Source organism: Streptomyces sp. NPDC045021, from assembly GCF_056432645.1.
The window spans coordinates 822,338-841,550 of the sequence record NZ_JBWKIQ010000001.1; the positions used below are offsets into that span (position 1 = coordinate 822,338).

A 19,213-nucleotide genomic window follows, 5' to 3' on the forward strand; every position below is an offset into this window, starting at 1 on the left:
CTACGCCGCCGGGGCTTCGTCGTAGAGCTTGCGCTCGTCGTGCACCGTGACGCGGAACGAGACGGTCGGCTCCGGGGTGACGGTGTGCAGCGCGCGGTGGATCAGGCTGCGGTTGTCCCAGACCAGCAGGTCGCCCTGCTCGAAACTCTGCAGGTGGATGCCGGGGTGGGTGAACCCGTCGTCGAGCTGGCCGGTGGCCTCGAACAGCCGGCGCAGCAGCGTCTCCTCGAGCGGCTTGCCGTTCGCGTCCTCCAGGCCGACGGTGAACCCCTCGCTCAGATACAGCACCGTCTCACCGGTGAACGGGTGGGTGAAGGTGGTGGGCTTCAGCACCGGCGGGGTCTTGGTCTCGACCTCCTCCAGGATTTCGGAGATGGGCCGGTACACGTCGTGCGGCCGTATCTTGAAGTACTTCCGCACGGAGTGCCGCGCGTAGGTTCCCTCGATGTCCCGCTTCAGGTCCTCGGGCAGCGCCTCGTACGCCTTGCCCATATCGATGAAATAGGTACCGCGGCTCTTCTGCGGAATCACCTGCGGGTAGATGAGGGTGAGTCCGAACGGGTCCGGCATGAACATGTAGTCGGCGTGCCAGAACTTTCCGGTCTTCGGCACACCGATCTGCTTTCCGTCCTTCGGGACGTTCGAGGAGACGAATATCTCCTCGACTTCGGGGTGCTGGTACATGGGCTCGTAGTACGTCTCGGGACGGCCCAGCCGCTTGCCGAGTTCGAGGAACTGCTTGGGCGACAGGTCCTGGCCCTTCAGCACCGCGATCTTGCGGGTGTAGACCGTCTGCTTGAGGGTGGCGATGTCCTCGTCGGAGGCGGCGGCGTGGTCGAAGCCCTCGATGCTCGCACCGAGCGTCTTGCCGGCCTGCGGAGTGATCTTCATGGGGTCAGCCCTTCGTGTGGTGGGTGGTTGACGTGCCGACGGGGCCGTCGAGTTTGGCGTCGATCAGCCGGACGGCCTCGTCGAGGGTGAGGTCGCCGCGGAGTTCGTTGTCCGCCACCTCGATGCCGAGGTCGCGCTCCAGGCGCATGCTGATCTCGACCATCGTCAGCGAGTCGACGTCGAGTTCGGCGAACGACGCCTCCGGGCGTACCAGTTCAGGATCCGCGTCGTGCAGCTTCGCGATGATCGCGACCAGCTGCTCGTAGGTGGTGCTCATGTCGGCTCTCTCCTCCGTTGTCTTTCGGGTACCGGAAGCGGTGAGGTCGGGCCACCGCAGCACGCAGGAGCCCCAGGTGAGGCCGCCTCCGAAGGCGGTGAGCAGGATGCGCTGCCCGGGCCGGACGACCTGCCGGGCGGCGGCGTCGGCGAGGGCGAGCGGGATCGAGGCGGCGCCGGTGTTGCCGACGGACTCGATGTTGGACACGCAGGCGGTCCTGGGGAGCCCCAGGTCATCCGCGACCGAGTGCAGGATCCGCAGGTTGGCCTGGTGGGGTACGAGGTGGTCGATGTCCTCGACCTTCCAGTCGGCGCGTTCCAGCACCGCGCGCGCCGACCCGGCCATGCGGGTCACGGCGTGCCGGTAGACCTCTCTGCCGCGCATCGCGAAGTGCTGGTCGGCGCGGTCGGCGTCGGCGGAGCGCTGCCGGGATCCGCCGGCCGCGACGATGATGAGGTCCTCGCCGGCCCCGTCGCTGCCGAGGTCGAAGTGGGTCACGGCGCCGAGCTCGTCGGCGTGGCCGGCGCGCAGCACCACCGCTCCCGCCCCGTCGCCGAAGATGATCGCGTTCGCCCGGTCGTCGGGGTCGACGATGGCGGAGTACGTGTCCGCGCCGATCAGCAGCACCCGGCGTGCGACGCCGGCCGCGATGAGCCCGGCGGCGGAGGCGAGCCCGTAAACGAATCCGGTGCACACGGCGCTGATGTCGAACGCGGCCACTCCGTTCAGACCGAGCCGGTCCGCGACGACGGGTGCGGTGGCCGGGCAGGAACGGTCCGGTGTGGTGGTGGCGACGATCACTGCGTCCACCGAGCCGTTCCCGGCCGACTCCAGCGCGCGGCGGCCCGCCTCGACCGCCAGGTCGGAGGTGGCCTGGCCGGGGTCCACGAAGTGCCGCGCGCCGATGCCGGTGCGGGTCCTGATCCACGCGTCGGTGGTGTCCAGCCGTTGCGACAGCTCTTCGTTGGTGACGACCCGGGGCGGCAGCCACCCCGCGAGACCGCAGATGACGGCGACGGTGTTCGGTCCGGTCGAGGTGTTCGGTATGTTCGGTATATTCGGGGCGTTCGGGCTGAGCACGGCGGTTCTCCTCGGTATGCGTGCACTTGCGCGGCCACGGGGGCCGGGAGGGAAAGGGCGGGCGCCGGACGGCGTCCGTGGTTCAGTTGCCCGGCACTCTGCGGAAGACCGGCAGCACCACCGTGCCCAGACAGATGCCGGCCGCGATCACGTACACGGCCGTGCGGATGTCGCCCAGCAGGGCGAGCCGCAGGGCGTCGCCGGTGAGCCCGCTGTGCCGGCCGGTGTCGGCGACAGCCACCAGCACCGCGAGGCCGACCGCACCACCGACCTGCAAGGTGGTGGAGGCAAGACCGGACGCGACGCCCTGGTCCCCGGGCGCGACTCCGGCGGCCGCCGCGATCCACATCGCGGTCCATCCCGCGCCCTGTCCCGCGCTCAGCAGCACGATCCCCGGCAGCAGCCGCGCGTACGAGCCGTCGGCGGTCAGTCCGGACGCGAGCAGCGCGGCGCCGGCGGCGCCCAGCAGCAGCGACCCCAACAGGGTCCTGGTCATCCCGATCGCGTCGACCGCCAGCTCGCCCGCCTTGGTCCCGGCGGCCACCACGAGCGCCGGCAGGAGGAAGGCGAGCCCGGTTTCGAGGGCGCTGTAGCCGCGCACCGTCTGGAAGTACAGCGTCAGGAAGTACGGCAGCGAGCTGAAGGTCGCGCTGAACACCGCGGTCAGCGCCATGGCGGCGACCAGGCTCCGGTGGGCGAACAGCCGGCCCGGAGTGAGCGGATCACGGGTGCGGGTCTCGATGACCGCGAAGGCCGCGAGCAGCGCGAGGGCGGCCGCCGAGCAGCCGAGGACGGAGGCGCTGTCCCAGCCCGCCTCCGGTGCGTGCACGAGGACGAAGACCAGCAGGGTGATGCCGCCGGTCGCGGCGAGCGCGCCGGCCACGTCGAACTCCCGCCGCCGCCCGCGCACTTCGTCGGCGGGGAAGAGCAGCCACCCGGCCACGGCGATCATCCCGGCGAGCGGCACATTGACGAAGAAGACCGAAGGCCAGCCGAACGCGTCGACGAGCACTCCGCCGAGCAGCGAGCCGAAGCAGAGTCCGCCCGCCCCCGCCGCGCCCCAGACGGCGAGCGCCCGGTTCCGGGCCGGCCCCTCGTCGAAGAGCGTATTGATCAAAGAGAGAGTGGCGGGAAACAGCAGTGCCCCACCGATGCCCTGGACGGCGCGGACGGCCACCAGGACGGTGGCGGATCCGGCCAGTCCACCGACGAGCGAGGAGCCTGCGTAGAGCAGCGCGGCGACGACGAAGATGCGCCGCCGGCCGAGCAGGTCGGTGGCCCGGCCACCCAGCAGCAGGAATCCGGCGGTGGCGACGACGTAGGCGCTGACCACCCACTGGAGGTCCTGGGCCGAGAAGCCGAGGCCGCTGCCGATGCTCGGGAGCGCGACATAGACGACGTTGAAGTCGAGGGCGATGACGAGCTGGGCGGTGGCCAGGACGAACAAGGACAGTCCGAGACGTTGGCGCGATGGAGCGGGTGGTGCCTTCAGTGCAGACATGCTCGGACGTTCCCCCTTGGAATCCGCCCCTGGTCGTATGCCCGTCATACGCCGGGAGCGCGGCCCGTCCTGGATCCTGACCGAGGTACCGGGACGCGGCAAACGCCGAGCATTCGATTTGGACTGGCTTCCGACCCTGTTGCGAATACGGCTTCCTTGTGATCCGGCGGATCCACCGCTTCGGAACAAGGGGATGTGCCGCCGATATCTGGCCAAAATATTGGGCACTCATGGGGACGATGTCAACCCGGGCCGCAGATCAAACCTGCTTTTCTGGCCATTCCTGGAGCCCTGCGCAGCACAGGAGATGGCGAATTCCGACCGTAACTCCCGCGATTCCGCGTCGTTCCCGCCACACCGGCCCTCAACAGCCGTTTTACAGTAGTCGGATGACGCAGCCGTTCAGTTCCCGGGCCTTCCGACATTTTTCATCACACCATACTGAGTTGCCGATCCGGCTGCCAGCCCCGTACGGCATGCAAACATTAGGGAGTGGCATTGACTCCCGTGGCAGAAACCCGCACACCGTCGCGTTCCGCCAGCTCCTGGCGTATATCCCGGGCCGCGCCACCACCGGCCCTGCTCGGATTCCTGGCATTGCTGGTCGTGTTGATGGCGGCCTCGTTCGCGGTCGGACGGGCGGCCGGGCCGGTCTCCCCCGGAATCCACCGGATGGGTAACGACGCACCGGGTGTTCCGGGCGATCCGTTGCCGGGTTCCGGGCCGGGAACCGATCCCGGTTCAGAGCCCGGAGCACCGTCCGATCCGGACGCCGACGGCGGCGGGATGCCGGGCATGGGCGGCATGGGATCGCAGGGTTCCGAGATCCCGGCGGCCGGACGATGACGGCCACCGGTCCGGTCACCGGTCCGGTCACCACGGACCTGGTCGTCGGCGGTATGACGTGCGCGGCCTGCGTCGGCCGCGTGGAGAAGAAGCTCGCGAGACTTCCGGACGTGACGGCGAGCGTGAATCTGGCCACCGGCCGGGCCCGGGTCATCCACCCGCCGGAGGTCTCCGCCGAGCGGCTGATTTCAGCCGTCGAGCAGGCCGGGTACACCGCCGAACTCCCGCAGCCGCCCGTCCCTGCCGGCACCGAAAGTGCCGCCGCCGGGCCCGACGACGGCGCGGCCCGCGATGCCGACCGGGAGCGGCTGCTCGGCACCGCGGCGCTCGCGCTGCCCGTCATGCTGCTGTCCATGGTCCCGGCCTGGCAGTTCAACCACTGGCAGTGGCTCTGCTTCACCCTCGCCGCACCCGTTGCCACGTGGGGGGCCTGGCCCTTCCACCGGGCGGCCCTGCGCGGCCTGCGGTATTCGGCGGCCACCATGGACACCCTGGTGTCCGTGGGGGTGGCCGCGTCCTTCCTCTGGTCCGTGTACGCGCTCTTCCTCGGCGGGGCCGGCGAGCAGAACATGCGGATGCCGTTCAGCTGGCTGCCGACCGCGGGCGACGGTGTCGCGCACGTGTATCTGGAGGCGGCGGTCGGCGTGCCGCTGTTCGTACTGACCGGGCGCTACCTGGAGGCACGCGCTCGACGCGGCACCGGATCGGCACTGCGCGCCCTGGCCGAACTCGGTGCCAAGGACGTCGAGTTGCGGGCTGCGAACGGACACGGCGGCCCGCGGGTGCCGATCGCCGAACTGCGGGTCGGGCAGGAGTTCCTCGTCAGGCCCGGCGAGAAGGTCGCCACCGACGGCATCGTCGTGGAGGGCAGTTCCGCCCTCGATCTCTCCCTGGTCACGGGCGAGAGCACACCGGTGGAGGTCGGACCCGGCACCGCGGTCGTGGGCGCGGCGGTCAACTCCGGCGGGCTGCTGGTGGTGCGGGCGACCGCTGTCGGCGCCGACACCCAACTCGACCGGATCACCCGCCTGGTGACCGACGCCCAGGCGGGCAAGGCCCGTATCCAGCGGCTCGCGGACTCCATCGCGGGCGTGTTCGTACCGGCCATCGTGACGGTCGCCGCCACCGTGCTCAGCTTCTGGCTGGGAGCCGGGGCAGGCGCCGAGGCCGCCGTGACCGCGGCCGTGGCCGTCCTGGTCGTGGCCTGCCCGTGCGCGCTCGGTCTCGCCACTCCCACCGCCTTTCTCGCCGCCACCGGCCGCGGGGCCCAACTCGGGATCCTCATCCGCGAACCCGAGGCGCTGGAGCGGCTGCGCCAGGTGGACACCGTCGTCTTCGACAAGACCGGAACGCTCACCACCGGCCGGATGACGCTCGTCGAGACCACGGCCGTCCCCGAGGGGCCGACCGCGGCTGAGGCGCTGCGCCTGGCGGGCGCGGTGGAGCACGGCTCGGAGCACCCCATCGGGCGGGCGGTGGCCGCCGCCGCGCGCCGCCGCGCCGGGGAGGGCGGGACCGCGGCTCTGCCCGCGACCGACGGCTTTCGCGCGCTGCCCGGCGTCGGCGTGTCCGGCCGGATCGAGGGCCACGAGGTCCGCGTGCTGAACCCGCGCGGCCGTCCGGCGCTGCCCGATGTCCTGTTTCAGGCGCTCGACCGGGCGGAACGCGCCGCGCACACAGCCGTCGTCGTGGAGCTGGACGGCCGGGCGGTCGCCGTGCTGACCGTCGGCGACACCGTACGTCCTTCCAGCTATCGCGCCGTGCGCCATCTGCGGGAGATGGGCATCGAGTCCGTCCTGCTGACCGGCGACGGACCCGCCGCGGCCGCGGCGATCGCCGAGCAGGCCGGGATCACCCGGGTGCACGCGGGCGTCCTCCCGCAGGGCAAGGCGGAGATCATCGCCGAACTGCAGTCCTCCGGGCGGCGGGTGGCCATGATCGGCGACGGGGTCAACGACGCCGCCGCACTGGCCGTCGCCGACCTCGGGATGGCGATGGGCGCGGGGACCGACGTGGCGATCGGTGCGGCCGACATCACGCTCGTCCGCGAGGACATGGAGGCGGTCGTGGAGGCGGTCCGGCTCACCCGCCGCACCCTGCGCACGATCCGCGCCAACCTCGGCTGGGCGTTCGCGTACAACATCCTCACCGTGCCGCTCGCGGCGACCGGCTGGCTCGACCCGATGTTCGCCGCGCTGGCGATGTCGGCCAGCTCCGTACTCGTCGTCGGCAACAGCCTGCGGCTGGCCGCTCCTTCGTACAGCTCAGGGCCCGGATCGAGGTCCGGGCCCCGGTCCGGGCCAGGAGCGGCCGGCGGACGGTCCGGGCGCGCGCCCGGCCGGCGATCGGGCGGCGAACGGTCCCTGGCGGGTGCGCGATGAGCACTCCGATCCACGACGACCCCGTCCGGCCCGCTTCTCCCACCGACACCGTCCTCGCGGTGCCGGGTGTGCTGCGCTCCGCCCTGGTTCCGGTGGCCACCTGCGTGGCCGTGCTGGCGCTGCTCACCGCCTATACGACGACGGGTGCGGCCGGCGAACCCCCGGCCCGGATCAGCGTCACCGACGCCCGCGTCTTCCAGCCCACCAACACCGAGGCGACCGCGGCGCTCTTCACCATCCGCAACGCCGGCGGCACGGCCGACACCCTGCTGTCCGTGGACTCCCCCGTGCTGGGAGCGGCGATGCTCACCCGCACGATCGTCCGCGACGGGGCCGGCCGGATGGCACCCGCCGGCCCCGTCGCCGTGCCCGCGCACAGCGCCGTGACGATGGATCCGGCCGGGCTCGACGTCATGATCCAGCGCCCGCCCCGGCTGCCGCTGGGCGAGCGGGTGCCGTTCGTCCTGCGGTTCCGGGACAGCGGGGACGTGCGCGTCGAAGCCGTGGTCGTCCGTCCGGGGGCCTGACCCCGGACGGACACCGGACCGTCAGCCCTCGGGGGCGACGGTCACCCCTCCCCCATCAGCTTGCGGATCTCGGTGATCAGGACGACGAGCGCCGCGCGCTCCGGGACCGTGGTGTCGGGGTGCCAGAGGTCGATGAGCAGGGCGGTACGCGGCCGGGAGCCGCCGTTCCATGCCTCGTGCTCGAAGGAGTAGTCGAACAGCAGGCACTTCCCCTCCTCCCAGGTCCTGGTCTCACCGGCGACCGTGATGCCACAGCCCTCCGGGATGTCCACGGCCAGGTGCAGGTTGATGCTGAAGTTCCACAGGTCGTGGTGCGGGGCGATCGACGCGCCGGGCAGCAGTGTGGAGAAGTGGCTCTCCAGGAGCGGGCAGATCTTCCCGGTGTCGACCGCGTACTCCTTGAGCACCCCGTACGCCGTCGGCACGACCTCCGCCGACTCCCATACCATGCCGCCCTGGCGGTAGAGGTACAGCGCCTGCCAGTCGTCCTGGCGCGTCAGATAGTGCTCGTAGTCGGAGAACGCGGCGCGGCGCTCGGACCAGGCCTCCGCCAACTCGTTCTTGACGGCGGCGTGCGCGGCTTCGAGAGCATGGACCACCGGGGCCAGCTCCTGGTGTTCGTACGGGTCGTGCCAGGGGCGCTGCGAGATCCCGGGCATGATCCACTTCGCGCCCTTCTGCAGCGGGTGCCGGTCCCGCCGCCCCAGCTCAAGCATCTGCTCGACGCGCTCGATCGCCCCCGCTCCGTACTGCTCCCGCAGCGCGGCGAAGGCCTTCTCTATCTCGGGGGTCATGCGTGGCTCCAGACATGGTGCTGAGTGACGTGGTGCTGGGTGGTGTGGTGACGCGCGGTGTGGCGGCGGGTGATGTGGCGCTCGGTGCTGTCGGGCTCCATGGCGTGGGGCTCCGCGTCCTGGTGCCGATGGACGGCTCCCGGTCGCGGCGCCGTTTCCGCCGCCTTCAGCAGAACGACCAGGTCGTCGCGGGCGCGCGCGACGCGGGACCGTACGGTGCCGATCGGGCAGCCGGTGGCGGCGGCCGCCTCGGCGTAGGACAGGCCCAGCAGTTGGGTGAGGACGAACGCCTCGCGGCGCGGCGCCTGCAGCGTGTCGAGCAGTTCGAGCATCGCCACGCCCTCCTCGAAGCCCGGCACCCCGACGGGCTGGGTCCCCTCGGCGGCGCTGCGCCAGTCGACGGCGTCGGAGATTCGGGGCCGGGCGGCGGCGTGCCGATAGCGGTCGATGACGGCCCGGCGGGCGATCGACAGCAGCCAGGTCCGGGCGCCCGAGCGGCCGGCGAACCGCGGCAGGCCGCCCAGCGCCCGCAGGAACGTGTCCTGCGTCAGATCGTCGGCGCCGTGCACATCGCCGCTCAGGTGGGCGGTGAACCGCCAGACATCGCTGTACGTGGCCTGTACGAAACGCTCCACCGCCGCTGGATCACCGCCGCGTGCGGCGAGCGCCCACTCGGTGACCTGTTCGTCGTCCTTGCGAGCCGACGCCCTCGGGGCGCCCCTCACCAGGGCATGAGTCATCGCAAAAGGTCCTATCGTGCTGCACGGCCGCACCACGGCGTGAAGCGGCCGTCGGCGAACGGCGTCTCAGGACCGGCGGTGTCCGTCCGGACGGGCCGGGTCCGTGTCCCCCGCCCGCGGTCGGCGGGCGGCGGGAGAGAGCCGCGTGGTCAGGGACCGGCCTGCGCGACGGCGCCCGCCGTGGGCGCGGCGGCGTGCGGGCAGGCGGGCACTCCGCCCGTCCCCGGGCGCGCGGCTGTCAGCGGGCGCGCCGGGGACGAGCGGTTTCAGCAGTGCTGAGCGAGTGCTGGTGGGCCCCTGCGGGACAGGACGTGGTGCAGCAGGACGCCGCGCAGCGCGTGCGCGGGAGCGTCGTCGGCGGGACGGCCCGGCCAGGGCCGGTCGCCGTCCTGAGCTGTACGGAAAGGACGGAACAGGACGCGCCAGGCACGTCGCAACGGGGCGGCCACCAGGGCCGAAAGAGCCCGACCGAGCCGGAAGGCGGCTGCCTCACCGCGCCAGAGCCACAGACCGCAGACCACGGCGGCGAGCAGGTGGGCGAAGAACATCGTCGTGGAGTCGTGGCCGCCGGCGGACATGCCCATGAGGTCGGAGGCGGCGGTCCTGGGACTGGCGGAACCGGACATGTCCAGGCCCATTTTCATGCTCATGTTGCCCATGCGCATGGCCGCGGCCATCGCGGCGGAGCCGCCCTCCATGCCCGCCATGTCATGGGCCATGAGGCCGGCCGTTCCACGGCCGGGCGGCTGCTGCGTCACTCCGAACAGTGCGTGCAGGGCGAGTTGGGCCACGACGGTGGATCCGGTGACCACGAGAACGCCGCGTTCCCGCCCTGCCAGCCACCAGGCCGCCGAGGCCGTACCGGAGAAGGCCGCGCAGAGCGACCACCATGGAACGGCGGCGCCGGAGGCCCAGGAGTGACCGAGCGCTGCCATCAGCACGCAGACGGCCGCGAACATCGCGGCTCGTGCGGTGCGGGACGCCGGCCCGGTGGTCATGCGGCCATCGTGCCACCCCGGCCCGCCCGGTGGGGGCGATATGGCCCCGGACCTGACCGTTTGTGATCTACGCGATCCGAATTCCGCGCCGATCGGCGGGTTCCGGCCGGAGCAGCATCCGGGAGGCGCCGTGCGGAGTGGCGGGCCGTGAGGTGCCGGGCCGGAGGGTCCTCTTGGCTTCGGTGCCGCCGGGTGCGAGCATGTCGGTCGCCCCGCGAATGATCGTGGTTGGCGGAGTATTCACCGTGGTTCCACCCATCGGTCACGGCGGGTTCTCCGCCGCCTGAGGAGACTGTCACCGCATCCGCCCCACCACGGACGACCCTGGAGGCCGGCCTCTCATGACCGCCATCGACCGCCGACGATTCATGCAGCTGGCCGGTGGCACCGCCGCCGCGTCACTCCTGTCGGACAGCATCGCCCGAGCGGCGGAGATTCCGGCGAATCACCGCACCGGATCGCTGCGGGACGTCGAGCACATCGTCGTCCTGATGCAGGAGAACCGATCCTTCGACCACTACTTCGGCACGCTGCGAGGCGCCCGTGGATTCGGCGACCCGCGGCCGGTGGTGCTGCCCAGCGGCAAGCCGGTCTTCCACCAGTCCGACGGTACGAAGGACGTCCTGCCGTTCCACCCGGAGGCGGACAATCTCGGCCTGCAGTTCCTCCAGGACCTCAACCACGACTGGAACGGCGGCCACGCCGCCTTCAACCAGGGCAAGTACGACCGCTGGGTGCCGGCCAAGACCGCGACGACGATGGCCTACCTGACGCGGGAGGACATCCCCTTCCACTACGCGCTGGCCGACACGTTCACCATCTGCGACGCGTACCACTGCTCGCTGCTCGGTCCCACCGACCCCAACCGCTACTACATGTGGACCGGCTTCGTCGGCAATGACGGCACCGGTGGCGGACCGGTCATCACCAACGCCGAGGCCGGCTACTCCTGGACGACCTACCCCGAGCGCCTGGAGAAGGCCGGCGTCTCCTGGAAGATCTACCAGGACGTGGGCGACGGGCTCGACGCAGCCGGCGGCTGGGGCTGGATCGAGGACGCCTACCGGGGCAACTACGGCGACAACTCGCTGCTCTACTTCGACCAGTACCGCAACGCGAAGCCGGGCGACCCGCTGTACGACAAGGCCCGCACCGGCACCAACGCGAAGGCCGGGGAGGGTTTCTTCGACATCCTCAAGGCTGATGTGGCGGCCGACCGACTGCCCGCGGTCTCCTGGATCGCGGCGCCCGAAGCCTTCACCGAGCATCCGAACTGGCCGGTCAACTACGGCGCCTGGTACATCTCCCAGGTCCTGGACGCGCTGACGTCCAACCCCGAGGTGTGGAGCAAGACCGCGGTCTTCATCACCTACGACGAGAACGACGGCTTCTTCGACCACGTCGTGCCGCCGTACCCGCCGTCCTCCCGGGCGCAGGGGCAGTCGACCGTGGACATCACGGGCGAGCTCTTCACGCCCACCGGAACCGACCACAGCGTTCCCGGCGCCTACGGGCTGGGGCAGCGGGTCCCGATGCTCGTGGTGTCCCCGTGGAGCAAGGGCGGCTGGGTCAACTCCCAGGTCTTCGACCACACCTCGATCATCCGGTTCATCGAGCGGCGCTTCGGCGTCCACGAGCCGAACATCTCGCCCTGGCGCCGGGCGGTCTGCGGCGACCTCACCACCGCGTTCCAGTTCGGCAGGGCCGACACCAGGGTCCCGGCGCTCCCGGACACCGCCGGTTACCTGCCGCCGGACCGTGACCGGCACCCGGACTACGCGCCGGTGCCGCCGGCCAACCCGGTGCTGCCGAAGCAGGAACCGGGTCTGCGCCCGGCCCGCGCGCTGCCGTACGACCTGGCCGCCGACGCCGGCATCAGCGTCAAGGACCAGCGGCTGAAGATCGACTTCGCCAACCGCGGCAAGGCCGGCGCGAACCTGTACGTCACCTCCTCGACCAACACGGTCGGACCGTGGACGTACACCGTCGAGGCGGGCCGGCGGCTCTCCGACAGCCTGGCCATCGCCCCGGCGGGCCACAGCGCCTACGAGTTCACGGTGCACGGCCCCAACGGCTTTCTGCGGCAGTTCGCGGGCCACGCCGGCAGCCGCGGCCCGGAGGTCGCCGCGACCCATGACGGGAGCACCGGCCGGGTGCGGCTGGTACTCACCAATCCGGGCTCGACGACCGTCAAGCTCACCGTCAAGGACTGCTACGGGCACGAGCGGCCGGCCACGTACCGGCTGCGGCCGGGCGCGCGCGCCGTCCACATCGCGCACCCGCGCCACAGTCACGACTGGTACGACCTGTCGGTCGGCTCCGACCAGGACAGCGGCTTCCTGCGCCGTCTCGCGGGCCACGTCGAGACGGGCCGGCCCGGTATGAGCGACCCGGCGATCATCACCCGCTGAACCGCGACCCCTTCCCGGTCCCTCCTCCTCCGTCCCTGCCGGCCGGCCAGGCCTCTTCTAGACGGTCCGGGCCGGCGCGCCGAGCGCCGGGTCCTGCCGGAGGATCGACTGCTGGAGCCGGGCCAGTTCATGGCCCGGCTCCACGCCCAGCTCGTCGATGAGCATCTCCCGGGTCGTCCTGAACACGGCGAGTGCCTCCGCCTGCCGGCCCGAGCGGTACAGCGCGAGCATGAGACCCGCCCGCGGCCGCTCGCGGAGCGGGCATTCGCGGATGAGCCCCTTGAGCAGGTCGACGGCCTCCTCGTTCCGGCCGAGCGCCAGGGCGGCCGTGGCCCGGTACTCGGTCGCGGACATCCGCAACTCCTCCAGCCTGGCGATCTCCGCGGCGAGCGGTTCGTGGTCGCCGAGACCCGCCATCGCGGGCCCGCGCCACAGCCCCAGCGCCCGGGTCAGACAGCGGTACGCGTCCATCGCTCGGCCCGCCTCCAGGAGCGACCGGCCGTCCGACACCAGCCGCGCGAACCGCACTCCGTCGATCCGTTCGTCCGGGGCGTGCAGTGAGTATCCGCCCGGGACGCTGCGCACCAGGCGCACCGATCCGTCGGGCGGACCGGGTTCCAGGAGTTTCCTGAACCGGGAGACGTAACTCTGAAGACTGTTGACGGCGCTGGGCGGCGCCTCGTCCCCCCATACGTAGTCGATGAGCCGGGGCACCGGAACGAAGGTGTTCCGGTGCATCAACAGAGCCGCCACGACAGCTTGTTGCCTACGCCCTCCCGGGCTGATCGAACGGTATTCGTCGGCGATGGTGACAGGTCCGAGTAAGCGGAACTCCATGGTCTCCCCCCAGACCGATGGTGCGTCTTTCACCGTCATTGTTTAACACGCGGATCTCATGGATGAGAAGTAGTCCTGCTACGCATCTTGCACGTAGGTTGCACGAATTCTGCAAGGCGCCCGAGGGACTCTGTTCATTACCGACTCCACGGTGGAGCCAACGGGGGTGATTCAGGTGTCCGCAGACCCATTACTGGCGCAGGCGTTGCAAGGGGATCCGGACGCGGTCATTCGGACCGCGGCCGGGCAGGTCGGCGTCCATGAGGGCCGTGATCACGGCGACTGGAACAACATCCAGCGGTACAGCGACGAGGTCCCCGGCCTGGAATGGTCGCAGGGGCAGCCCTGGTGCGCGACCTTCGTCTCCTGGGTGGCGCTGCGCGCCGGCGCGGCAAGCCTGTTCCCGCGCACCGCGTCGTGCGCCACGGGCGTCGGCTGGTTCAAGGAGCGCGGGCGGTTCTCGGAGTATCCGGCGGTGGGCGCCCAGGTCTTCTACGGTGTCGGCGGCTCGGAGCACACCGGCGTCGTGGAGCGGTTCGACGCCACGCGCATCTACACCGTCGAGGGGAACACCAATGTGAACGGCTCCGCCGAGGGCGACGGGGTCTACCGGCGGGTGCGCGAACGCACCTCGCCCCGGGTCTACGGATACGGGTACCCGAAGTACGCCGGCGGCATCGAATCGGCCGACCCGGCATGGCCTCGTCCGGCCCCCACCCCGCACCCGCCCGCCCTGGAGCCGTTCCCGGGCACCCAGTGGTTCCACACCGCACCGCACAGCCCGATCATCACGGCGATGGGCCGCAGGCTGGTGTCCGAAGGGGTGGCGTTGTACAGCCAGGGACCCGGCCCGCAGTGGACCGAGACCGACCGGCGCTCGTACGCCCGGTTCCAAGTGAAGATCGGATATCGGGGTTCGGACGCCGACGGCTGGCCCGGTCCCGTTTCCTGGGCGAAGCTGCGCGTGCCGAATTCCTGACCTTTCGCCACGAATTCCCGTTCGTATTCCTGTTCGTATTCCCGTTCCCTGTACAGGAGTTCGCATTGGCGGGACGGGAGGGAATTGCGTGCCAGAAGATCCTTTTATGGCTCACGCCACGACCTCGTGCCACGACAACGAATGGGGGTTCTAACCGACGTCGATGCCGTACTCGCGGACCAGCGCTTCCAGCCCGCCCTCGTATCCCTTGCCGCCGATGACGAACTCCCAGTCGCCGCCGGCCCGCCGGCGGAAGGAGCCGAGGATCAGGGCGGTCTCGCCCGCCCGACCGTCGGAGACTTCCAGCCGGTCGAGTTCGGCTCCTGATCCGTCCGACAGGCGGATGAAGGAGTCGGTGAAGCCGGACAGGTCGGCGTGCGGATTGACCTCGGGGTCGATGGACACCGCCAGCACGAGCCGGTCCGCGCTCGCGGGAAGGGAGTCGAAGGCGACCCGGACGGCGGCCTTGTCCCGAGCGGGCCGGGACACCGTACGGACCGTACCGTCGGGAGTCTGTGCGTTGTTGAAGAACACGAAGTGGTCGTCGCTCAACGCGCGGTTCCCGTGGCAGACCAGCGCGCACACATCCAGCGCGACACTCCCGGACCAGGACATTCCCAGCACGTTGTAGTCGGCGTCCGGGACCGGGGCGGCGGCCGGTGCGGCGGTCCGCTGGGCGGGCACCGCCGGGCCGCCGCCGAGCCGGCCACGCAGTCCGTGCCGGCCCAGGAGGTCGACGAGTTCGGGGCCGGAGATCAGCGTGAGCGGTTTGCCGTTGGCGAAGGCGTGGGAGCCGGGGCCGAAGCCCGAGGTCGTCACGAGCACGCCCTTGTTGGCGCCCGCCCCCTGCACCGTTCCGAACAGATCGCGCACCGCCGTGGGCGGCACCGTGTGGCGGTACCGCTTCACCTGCACGATGATCGTGCCGCCGCTGATCGGGTCCGGGTCCAGCGCCTCCACATCGACGCCGCCGTCGTTGGAGCGCTGCGTCATGACCGCCTGCATGCCCCGGGCCCGGAACAACTCCGCCACCAGCGACTCGAACTCGATGGGGTCCATCTCGAACAGGTCGGGGTCCTCGCCTCCGCCGTGCGAGACCGTCCCCCGGCCCAGGTCCGCCGGTACCGCGCCGGGCCGCACCACGGTGCGCTGGTCGGGACGCGCGGACAGCTTGCCGCCCAGGCCGTCCACGAGGCAGTCCACGGCGCTGACCTGGACCAGGTTCAGCCGTTCGAAGATCTGGCGGTCCGCCGCGACCGTGGCGAGGAAGAGCTGGGCCCGCAGGCCGGTCGAGGGGTCGTGGTCGTCCACGAAGCCGTTCAGCGTGACCGAGTCCAGCGTGCCGAACTCGTCCGCCGCGAACAGCTCCCGCAGGGCCAGCAGCACGCACTGCGCCAGCACGTCCCGGTAGACGGCCCTGCGCTGCCCCACCGGCCTGGCCGTCTCCTTGTCCTGGTCCGCGCCGGGCATGTACCGCACCAGCTTGGCCTCGGGCACGATGTCGTACCCCGGCAGCTCCCAGTTCAGTACGAGGCGGCGGCCGGCCGGGTCGTAGGCGCACGACACCTGGCGCGGAAATCCCTCCGGCCAGGCCGTGGAGGCGTAGAGCGCCGCGGAGAAGTACTCGACCACCGTCTCCGGGTCCCCGCGGCGCATGCCGGTCACGTTCTCCTCGATGCCGGCGTTGTGCCGGCGGATCTCCGCCAGCTGCGCGGCGCGCCAGGCGTCGTACTGCCGCCCGTGCGCCGTCAGTTGCTGCTGCCGCTGCGCCTCGGCGGTCCGCGCGGCCGACAGGTCCTGCTCGTACCGGGCCTGGGCCTCCTCCTGCGCCCGCCGGCCGGAGCCGAAACCCCAGCCGGACTGGGGCCGGTAGGCGCTCTGCTGCGGCATCGGGACGGGTACGGCGAGCCGGCCCGGGGCGAACGGCTCCAGCTGCTCGGACCGCAGCAGGGCCGACGTACGGAACGCCGGGGTCCGGCAGCCCGTCGCGAGAAGGCGGGTCAACGCCTCGACCCGCGCGTCCAGTTCCTCCGTGCGCCGCCGGGCGTCGGCCTCGCGCCGCTGCCGGTACGCCGCCTGCTGCTCGCGGTTGCTGCGGGCCAGCTCCCGGTCGGCGTAGCGCTGTTCCCGCTGGTCTGCCTCCAACTGGCGTTGTCGCTGGCGCTGCGCCTCGGCCCACACGCCCATCGACCGGTTGGAGCGACTACTCATTCGGGCACACCCCGTCCCTCCGGGTCGCCTCGGTGACCCGGAACTGTGCACTGGCACACCCACCAGCAGTACGGCATTTCGCGGTGATCCGACTCTAGTCGGCGTCCGGCCGGTTGATACCCGTTCAGGTCGTTTCCGGCGCGGGGCCGCGATGGAAACGGCCGTCGAGGAAGAGCAGCGGCGCGCCGGGTTCCGCGTGGTGGTCGAGCACCTCGCCGATGAGGACGAGATGGTCCCCGGCGGGGACGATCCGGTCGCGGCGGCAGATCAGGGTGCCGATCGTGCCGTCGAGGAGCGGTACCCCGTACGGACCCGGCCGGGTGGTGAGCCGGTCGAAGCGGTCGCCGGGGCCGGCGAAGCGGGCTGCCAGGTCGCGCTGGTCGGCGGCGAGCAGATGGACCGCGAAGTGCGGGGCCGCGGTGAAGGCGGCCCGGTGGTTGGAGGCGCGGTTGAGGCACCACAGGACCAGCGGCGGGTCGAGGGACAGGGAGCTGAAGGAGTTGATGGTCAGCCCGGCCGGGCGCCCCCGGCGGACGGTGGTGACGACCGCCACGCCGGTGGCGAAGCGGCCGAGCACCGACCGCAGCGGGCGCTGGTGTTCGCGCGCCGCCGCGTCCGTCGTCACCGCTCCGTCCGCCGTCATCGCGCGGCTGCCGCCTTGCGCCGGCAGGTGTCCAGAGCCTCGGTGATGTCGGGGTCGTCCGGCGCCAGCCCGGCGGCGATCTCCAGGTCGGCGAGGGCTTCCTCCCAGTGGCCGGTGTCCTGGTGGACGAAGGCGCGGTTGTAGCGCAGCGCCGGGTCGTCGGGCTCCAGTTCCACGGCGTGGCCGAGGTCGACGGCGGCGGTGTCCAGCTCGCCCATGTCGTAGGCGAGGGCGGCGCGTCCGGACAGTGCGGTGATCATGTCCGGGTCGACCGCGAGCGCGCGGTCGAAGGCGGCCCGGGAGGCTTCGAACTCCTCGCGCTCGGCGTGCACCTGGCCGAGCACGGCGTGCAGATAGGGATTGTCGGGCTCGTAGCCGAGGCCGGTGTTCGCGTCCTGCTCGGCCGCGTCCAGCTCGCCGGCGTCCAGCAGCAGGCCGGCCCGGTTGACGTACGCGTCCACGAATTCCGGGACGAGTTCCAGCACATAGCCGAAGTCGGCGAGAGCGCCTTCGGTGTCGCCCTCGCTGAGCCGCAGGTCGCCGCGGTTGTAGTAGATCTCGGGGAACGGCGGGGAGAGCCGCATGGCCCTCGCGTAGTCCTCGAACGCCTCCTCGGGGCGGCCCAGGCGGCGCAGGATGTTGCCCCGCTCCAGGTAGTGCTCGGCGTGGTTGGGGTCCTCGCGGATGACGATCGCGTAGTCCGCGAGGGCCTCCTGGATCCGGCCGAGGCTGAGGTAGACGCGGGCCCGGTTGTTCTTGAGCACCGAGCGGTGCAGGGCGTGCTCGTCCGGGCCGAGCAGCTCGTCGAGGCTGCTGATCGCCTCGTCGACCAGGCGCAGCGCCTCGGTCGGCTCGCCGAGGTTGACCTCGACCAGCGCCAGGCCGTTCTTGTAGAAGGCGCTCTGGAAGGCCCGGTCGCTGCGGTTCTCGATCAGTGACGCGGTGGCGATGGCGGAGTTCAGCCAGGCCTTGGCCTTGAACTCGTCACGGTCCTGCGGGTCGTTGTGCCGGGTGTAGAGCATGGCCGTGTTGTAGGCGGCGGCCATGTGGACGGCGGGCTTGACGGAGTTCAGCCGGGCCTGGTCGTCCAGCTTCTCGGCCTCGTAGGTGCGGCCGAGGATGGAGAGGGAGAGCGTCACGCATTTGGTGAAGGCCCACCATCGGTCGTGCTCGGTCCTGGGGTCGACGAGCGCCAGTCCCCGCCGGCCGTAGTCGACGCAGGCCTCGTAGAAGCCGTTGCACAGGCTGTGGTCCATGGCGTGGAAGACCGCGGGCACCCCGGCGCCGCTCGGGTCGGTGCCGTGTTCCAAGTGGTAGGCGATGGCGCCGAGCCGGAGCGACTCGTCGTCCAGTTCGCCCAGTTCGGCGGCGCGCCGGTCGTGCAGCAGCGCCCGCGCCGCGGGGTCGAGTGCCTCGTAGGCGGCGCGCGGCACCGGCTCGTCGGTGGTGCAGTCCGAGGCGACGTAAGCCCACGCGTCGGCGGGCCCGTCGGCCGTGGACCGGGGCGCCGGGCCGATCTGGCGGGCCTCCGTGACCCGGGCGCGGGCCGCGAGGACGGAGAGCAGGGCGTCGTCGGCAAGTCCGCTGCCGCCGCTGCACACGACGACGGTCAGGTGCGCGGGGTCGATACGGCGGACCAGCGCGGTGAGGAACTCCAGGTCGGTGGTTTCGGCCCGGTCGGCGTTCTCCACGACCAGGACGCGCGGCCCGTCGGCGGCCAGGCCGTCGCGGACGAACTCCACCAGGCCGTTGGAGATGCGGGTGGTGCGCAGCCGGGCGTAGTAGCGGGTGCGTTCGGCCGGGAGCGCCATGGAGGTCAGCGTCTCGCGGGAGTTGGGGACGACGGAGCGCAGGTCCGGCGCGGCGGAGAGGAGTTCGATGTCGTAGCGCTCGACCAGCTTCCGGTCGCGGAGCAGCACGTCGGGCACCATGGCGCGTACGAGGGTCCCGGCCGCGGTGTACGGTCCGCGCAGTCCGCGGTGCGCGTCCACGACCATGCTCGGCCCGGCCGGCAGGCCCAGCCGCTCCATGGCGGCCTCGCGGTCCCTGCGCAACCCGCCGCGAACCCAGTGGTGAGTGGGGAGAACCTCGTTCATG

The 19,213-nt window shown here is 71.4% G+C and carries 14 protein-coding genes and 1 pseudogene; 4 read left to right on the top strand and 11 right to left on the bottom strand.

Features of this window, described 5'->3' with window-relative positions; translation table 11 throughout:
- The 4 genes and pseudogenes from scoE to AC07DC_RS03735 form a co-directional block, all read right to left on the bottom strand.
- Positions 1 to 891 carry a (3R)-3-[(carboxymethyl)amino]fatty acid oxygenase/decarboxylase gene (gene scoE / locus AC07DC_RS03720; protein ID WP_478911478.1) on the bottom strand — a complete coding sequence of 297 codons (891 nt, stop codon included), beginning with the start codon at positions 889 to 891 and terminating at the stop codon, positions 1 to 3.
- Positions 892 to 895: 4 nt separating this feature from the next.
- The gene (locus AC07DC_RS03725; protein WP_478912594.1) at positions 896 to 1,168 is read right to left on the bottom strand and encodes an acyl carrier protein; all 273 of its coding nucleotides are present in this window, start codon (positions 1,166 to 1,168) and stop codon (positions 896 to 898) included.
- 42 nt (positions 1,169 to 1,210) lie between these two features.
- Positions 1,211 to 2,215: pseudogene (locus tag AC07DC_RS03730) on the bottom strand (beta-ketoacyl-ACP synthase III); the annotation flags it as partial.
- Positions 2,216 to 2,330: 115 nt separating this feature from the next.
- A complete protein-coding gene (locus AC07DC_RS03735) occupies positions 2,331 to 3,749 on the bottom strand; it encodes an MFS transporter (RefSeq protein ID WP_478911479.1) in 1,419 nt (472 codons plus the stop codon).
- Positions 3,750 to 4,591: 842 nt separating this feature from the next.
- Between AC07DC_RS03735 and AC07DC_RS03740 the strand changes: the two genes are divergently transcribed.
- Both AC07DC_RS03740 and AC07DC_RS03745 read left to right on the top strand, forming a co-directional pair.
- On the top strand, positions 4,592 to 6,976 hold the full coding sequence (locus AC07DC_RS03740; RefSeq protein ID WP_478911481.1) for a heavy metal translocating P-type ATPase: 2,385 nt from the start codon (positions 4,592 to 4,594) through the stop codon (positions 6,974 to 6,976).
- Entirely contained in the window at positions 6,973 to 7,503 is a 531-nt protein-coding gene (locus AC07DC_RS03745; protein ID WP_478911483.1) for a copper chaperone PCu(A)C, read from the top strand. Before AC07DC_RS03740 ends, AC07DC_RS03745 begins: the two co-directional genes overlap by 4 nt.
- 41 nt (positions 7,504 to 7,544) lie before the next feature.
- Here AC07DC_RS03745 and AC07DC_RS03750 read toward each other — a convergent pair whose 3' ends face one another.
- The 3 genes from AC07DC_RS03750 to AC07DC_RS03760 all read right to left on the bottom strand — a co-directional run bounded on the left by AC07DC_RS03750 (position 7,545) and on the right by AC07DC_RS03760 (position 10,035).
- On the bottom strand, positions 7,545 to 8,297 hold the full coding sequence (locus AC07DC_RS03750; protein WP_478911485.1) for an aspartyl/asparaginyl beta-hydroxylase domain-containing protein: 753 nt from the start codon (positions 8,295 to 8,297) through the stop codon (positions 7,545 to 7,547).
- Positions 8,294 to 9,037, bottom strand: coding sequence for a sigma-70 family RNA polymerase sigma factor (locus tag AC07DC_RS03755; RefSeq protein ID WP_478911487.1), 744 nt, complete (start codon positions 9,035 to 9,037; stop codon positions 8,294 to 8,296). Before AC07DC_RS03755 ends, AC07DC_RS03750 begins: the two co-directional genes overlap by 4 nt.
- A gap of 266 nt (positions 9,038 to 9,303) precedes the next feature.
- Complete coding sequence (locus AC07DC_RS03760; RefSeq protein WP_478911489.1) at positions 9,304 to 10,035, bottom strand: hypothetical protein; 732 nt, start codon at positions 10,033 to 10,035, stop codon at positions 9,304 to 9,306.
- 341 nt (positions 10,036 to 10,376) lie between these two features.
- Here AC07DC_RS03760 and AC07DC_RS03765 point away from each other — a divergent pair, with 341 nt between their 5' ends.
- A complete protein-coding gene (locus tag AC07DC_RS03765; protein ID WP_478911490.1) occupies positions 10,377 to 12,446 on the top strand; it encodes a phosphocholine-specific phospholipase C in 2,070 nt (689 codons plus the stop codon).
- Positions 12,447 to 12,503: 57 nt separating this feature from the next.
- On the opposite strand, the gene AC07DC_RS03770 is transcribed toward AC07DC_RS03765, so the two are convergent.
- Positions 12,504 to 13,322, bottom strand: a complete 819-nt coding sequence (locus AC07DC_RS03770; RefSeq protein WP_478911491.1) for an AfsR/SARP family transcriptional regulator — start codon at positions 13,320 to 13,322, stop codon at positions 12,504 to 12,506.
- 136 nt (positions 13,323 to 13,458) lie between these two features.
- Here AC07DC_RS03770 and AC07DC_RS03775 point away from each other — a divergent pair, with 136 nt between their 5' ends.
- Positions 13,459 to 14,262, top strand: a complete 804-nt coding sequence (locus AC07DC_RS03775; protein ID WP_478911493.1) for a peptidoglycan-binding protein — start codon at positions 13,459 to 13,461, stop codon at positions 14,260 to 14,262.
- A 150-nt stretch (positions 14,263 to 14,412) separates the two neighbouring features.
- Here the strand turns inward: AC07DC_RS03775 and AC07DC_RS03780 are convergent, their stop codons facing one another.
- From AC07DC_RS03780 to AC07DC_RS03790, 3 genes are all read right to left on the bottom strand, one after another.
- Positions 14,413 to 16,473, bottom strand: coding sequence for a restriction endonuclease (locus AC07DC_RS03780; RefSeq protein WP_478911495.1), 2,061 nt, complete (start codon positions 16,471 to 16,473; stop codon positions 14,413 to 14,415).
- A gap of 124 nt (positions 16,474 to 16,597) precedes the next feature.
- Positions 16,598 to 17,116, bottom strand: a complete 519-nt coding sequence (locus AC07DC_RS03785) for a flavin reductase family protein (protein WP_478911497.1) — start codon at positions 17,114 to 17,116, stop codon at positions 16,598 to 16,600.
- Entirely contained in the window at positions 17,113 to 19,212 is a 2,100-nt protein-coding gene (locus tag AC07DC_RS03790; RefSeq protein ID WP_478911499.1) for a tetratricopeptide repeat protein, read from the bottom strand. The genes AC07DC_RS03785 and AC07DC_RS03790 overlap by 4 nt, the downstream gene beginning before the upstream one ends.
- Position 19,213: the final 1 nt, after the last annotated feature.

Excerpts from the sequence above, each read along its gene's own strand:
- AC07DC_RS03770 (WP_478911491.1), bottom strand. The coding sequence starts at position 13,322 with ATGACGGTGAAAGACGCACCATCGGTCTGGGGGGAGACCATGGAGTTC.
- AC07DC_RS03740 (WP_478911481.1), top strand. The coding sequence starts at position 4,592 with ATGACGGCCACCGGTCCGGTCACCGGTCCGGTCACCACGGACCTGGTC.
- AC07DC_RS03780 (WP_478911495.1), bottom strand. The coding sequence starts at position 16,473 with ATGAGTAGTCGCTCCAACCGGTCGATGGGCGTGTGGGCCGAGGCGCAG.
- AC07DC_RS03760 (WP_478911489.1), bottom strand. The coding sequence starts at position 10,035 with ATGACCACCGGGCCGGCGTCCCGCACCGCACGAGCCGCGATGTTCGCG.
- scoE (WP_478911478.1), bottom strand. The coding sequence starts at position 891 with ATGAAGATCACTCCGCAGGCCGGCAAGACGCTCGGTGCGAGCATCGAG.
- AC07DC_RS03750 (WP_478911485.1), bottom strand. The coding sequence starts at position 8,297 with ATGACCCCCGAGATAGAGAAGGCCTTCGCCGCGCTGCGGGAGCAGTAC.
- AC07DC_RS03735 (WP_478911479.1), bottom strand. The coding sequence starts at position 3,749 with ATGTCTGCACTGAAGGCACCACCCGCTCCATCGCGCCAACGTCTCGGA.
- AC07DC_RS03790 (WP_478911499.1), bottom strand. The coding sequence starts at position 19,212 with ATGAACGAGGTTCTCCCCACTCACCACTGGGTTCGCGGCGGGTTGCGC.
- AC07DC_RS03725 (WP_478912594.1), bottom strand. The coding sequence starts at position 1,168 with ATGAGCACCACCTACGAGCAGCTGGTCGCGATCATCGCGAAGCTGCAC.
- AC07DC_RS03785 (WP_478911497.1), bottom strand. The coding sequence starts at position 17,116 with ATGACGGCGGACGGAGCGGTGACGACGGACGCGGCGGCGCGCGAACAC.
- AC07DC_RS03765 (WP_478911490.1), top strand. The coding sequence starts at position 10,377 with ATGACCGCCATCGACCGCCGACGATTCATGCAGCTGGCCGGTGGCACC.
- AC07DC_RS03755 (WP_478911487.1), bottom strand. The coding sequence starts at position 9,037 with ATGACTCATGCCCTGGTGAGGGGCGCCCCGAGGGCGTCGGCTCGCAAG.
- AC07DC_RS03745 (WP_478911483.1), top strand. The coding sequence starts at position 6,973 with ATGAGCACTCCGATCCACGACGACCCCGTCCGGCCCGCTTCTCCCACC.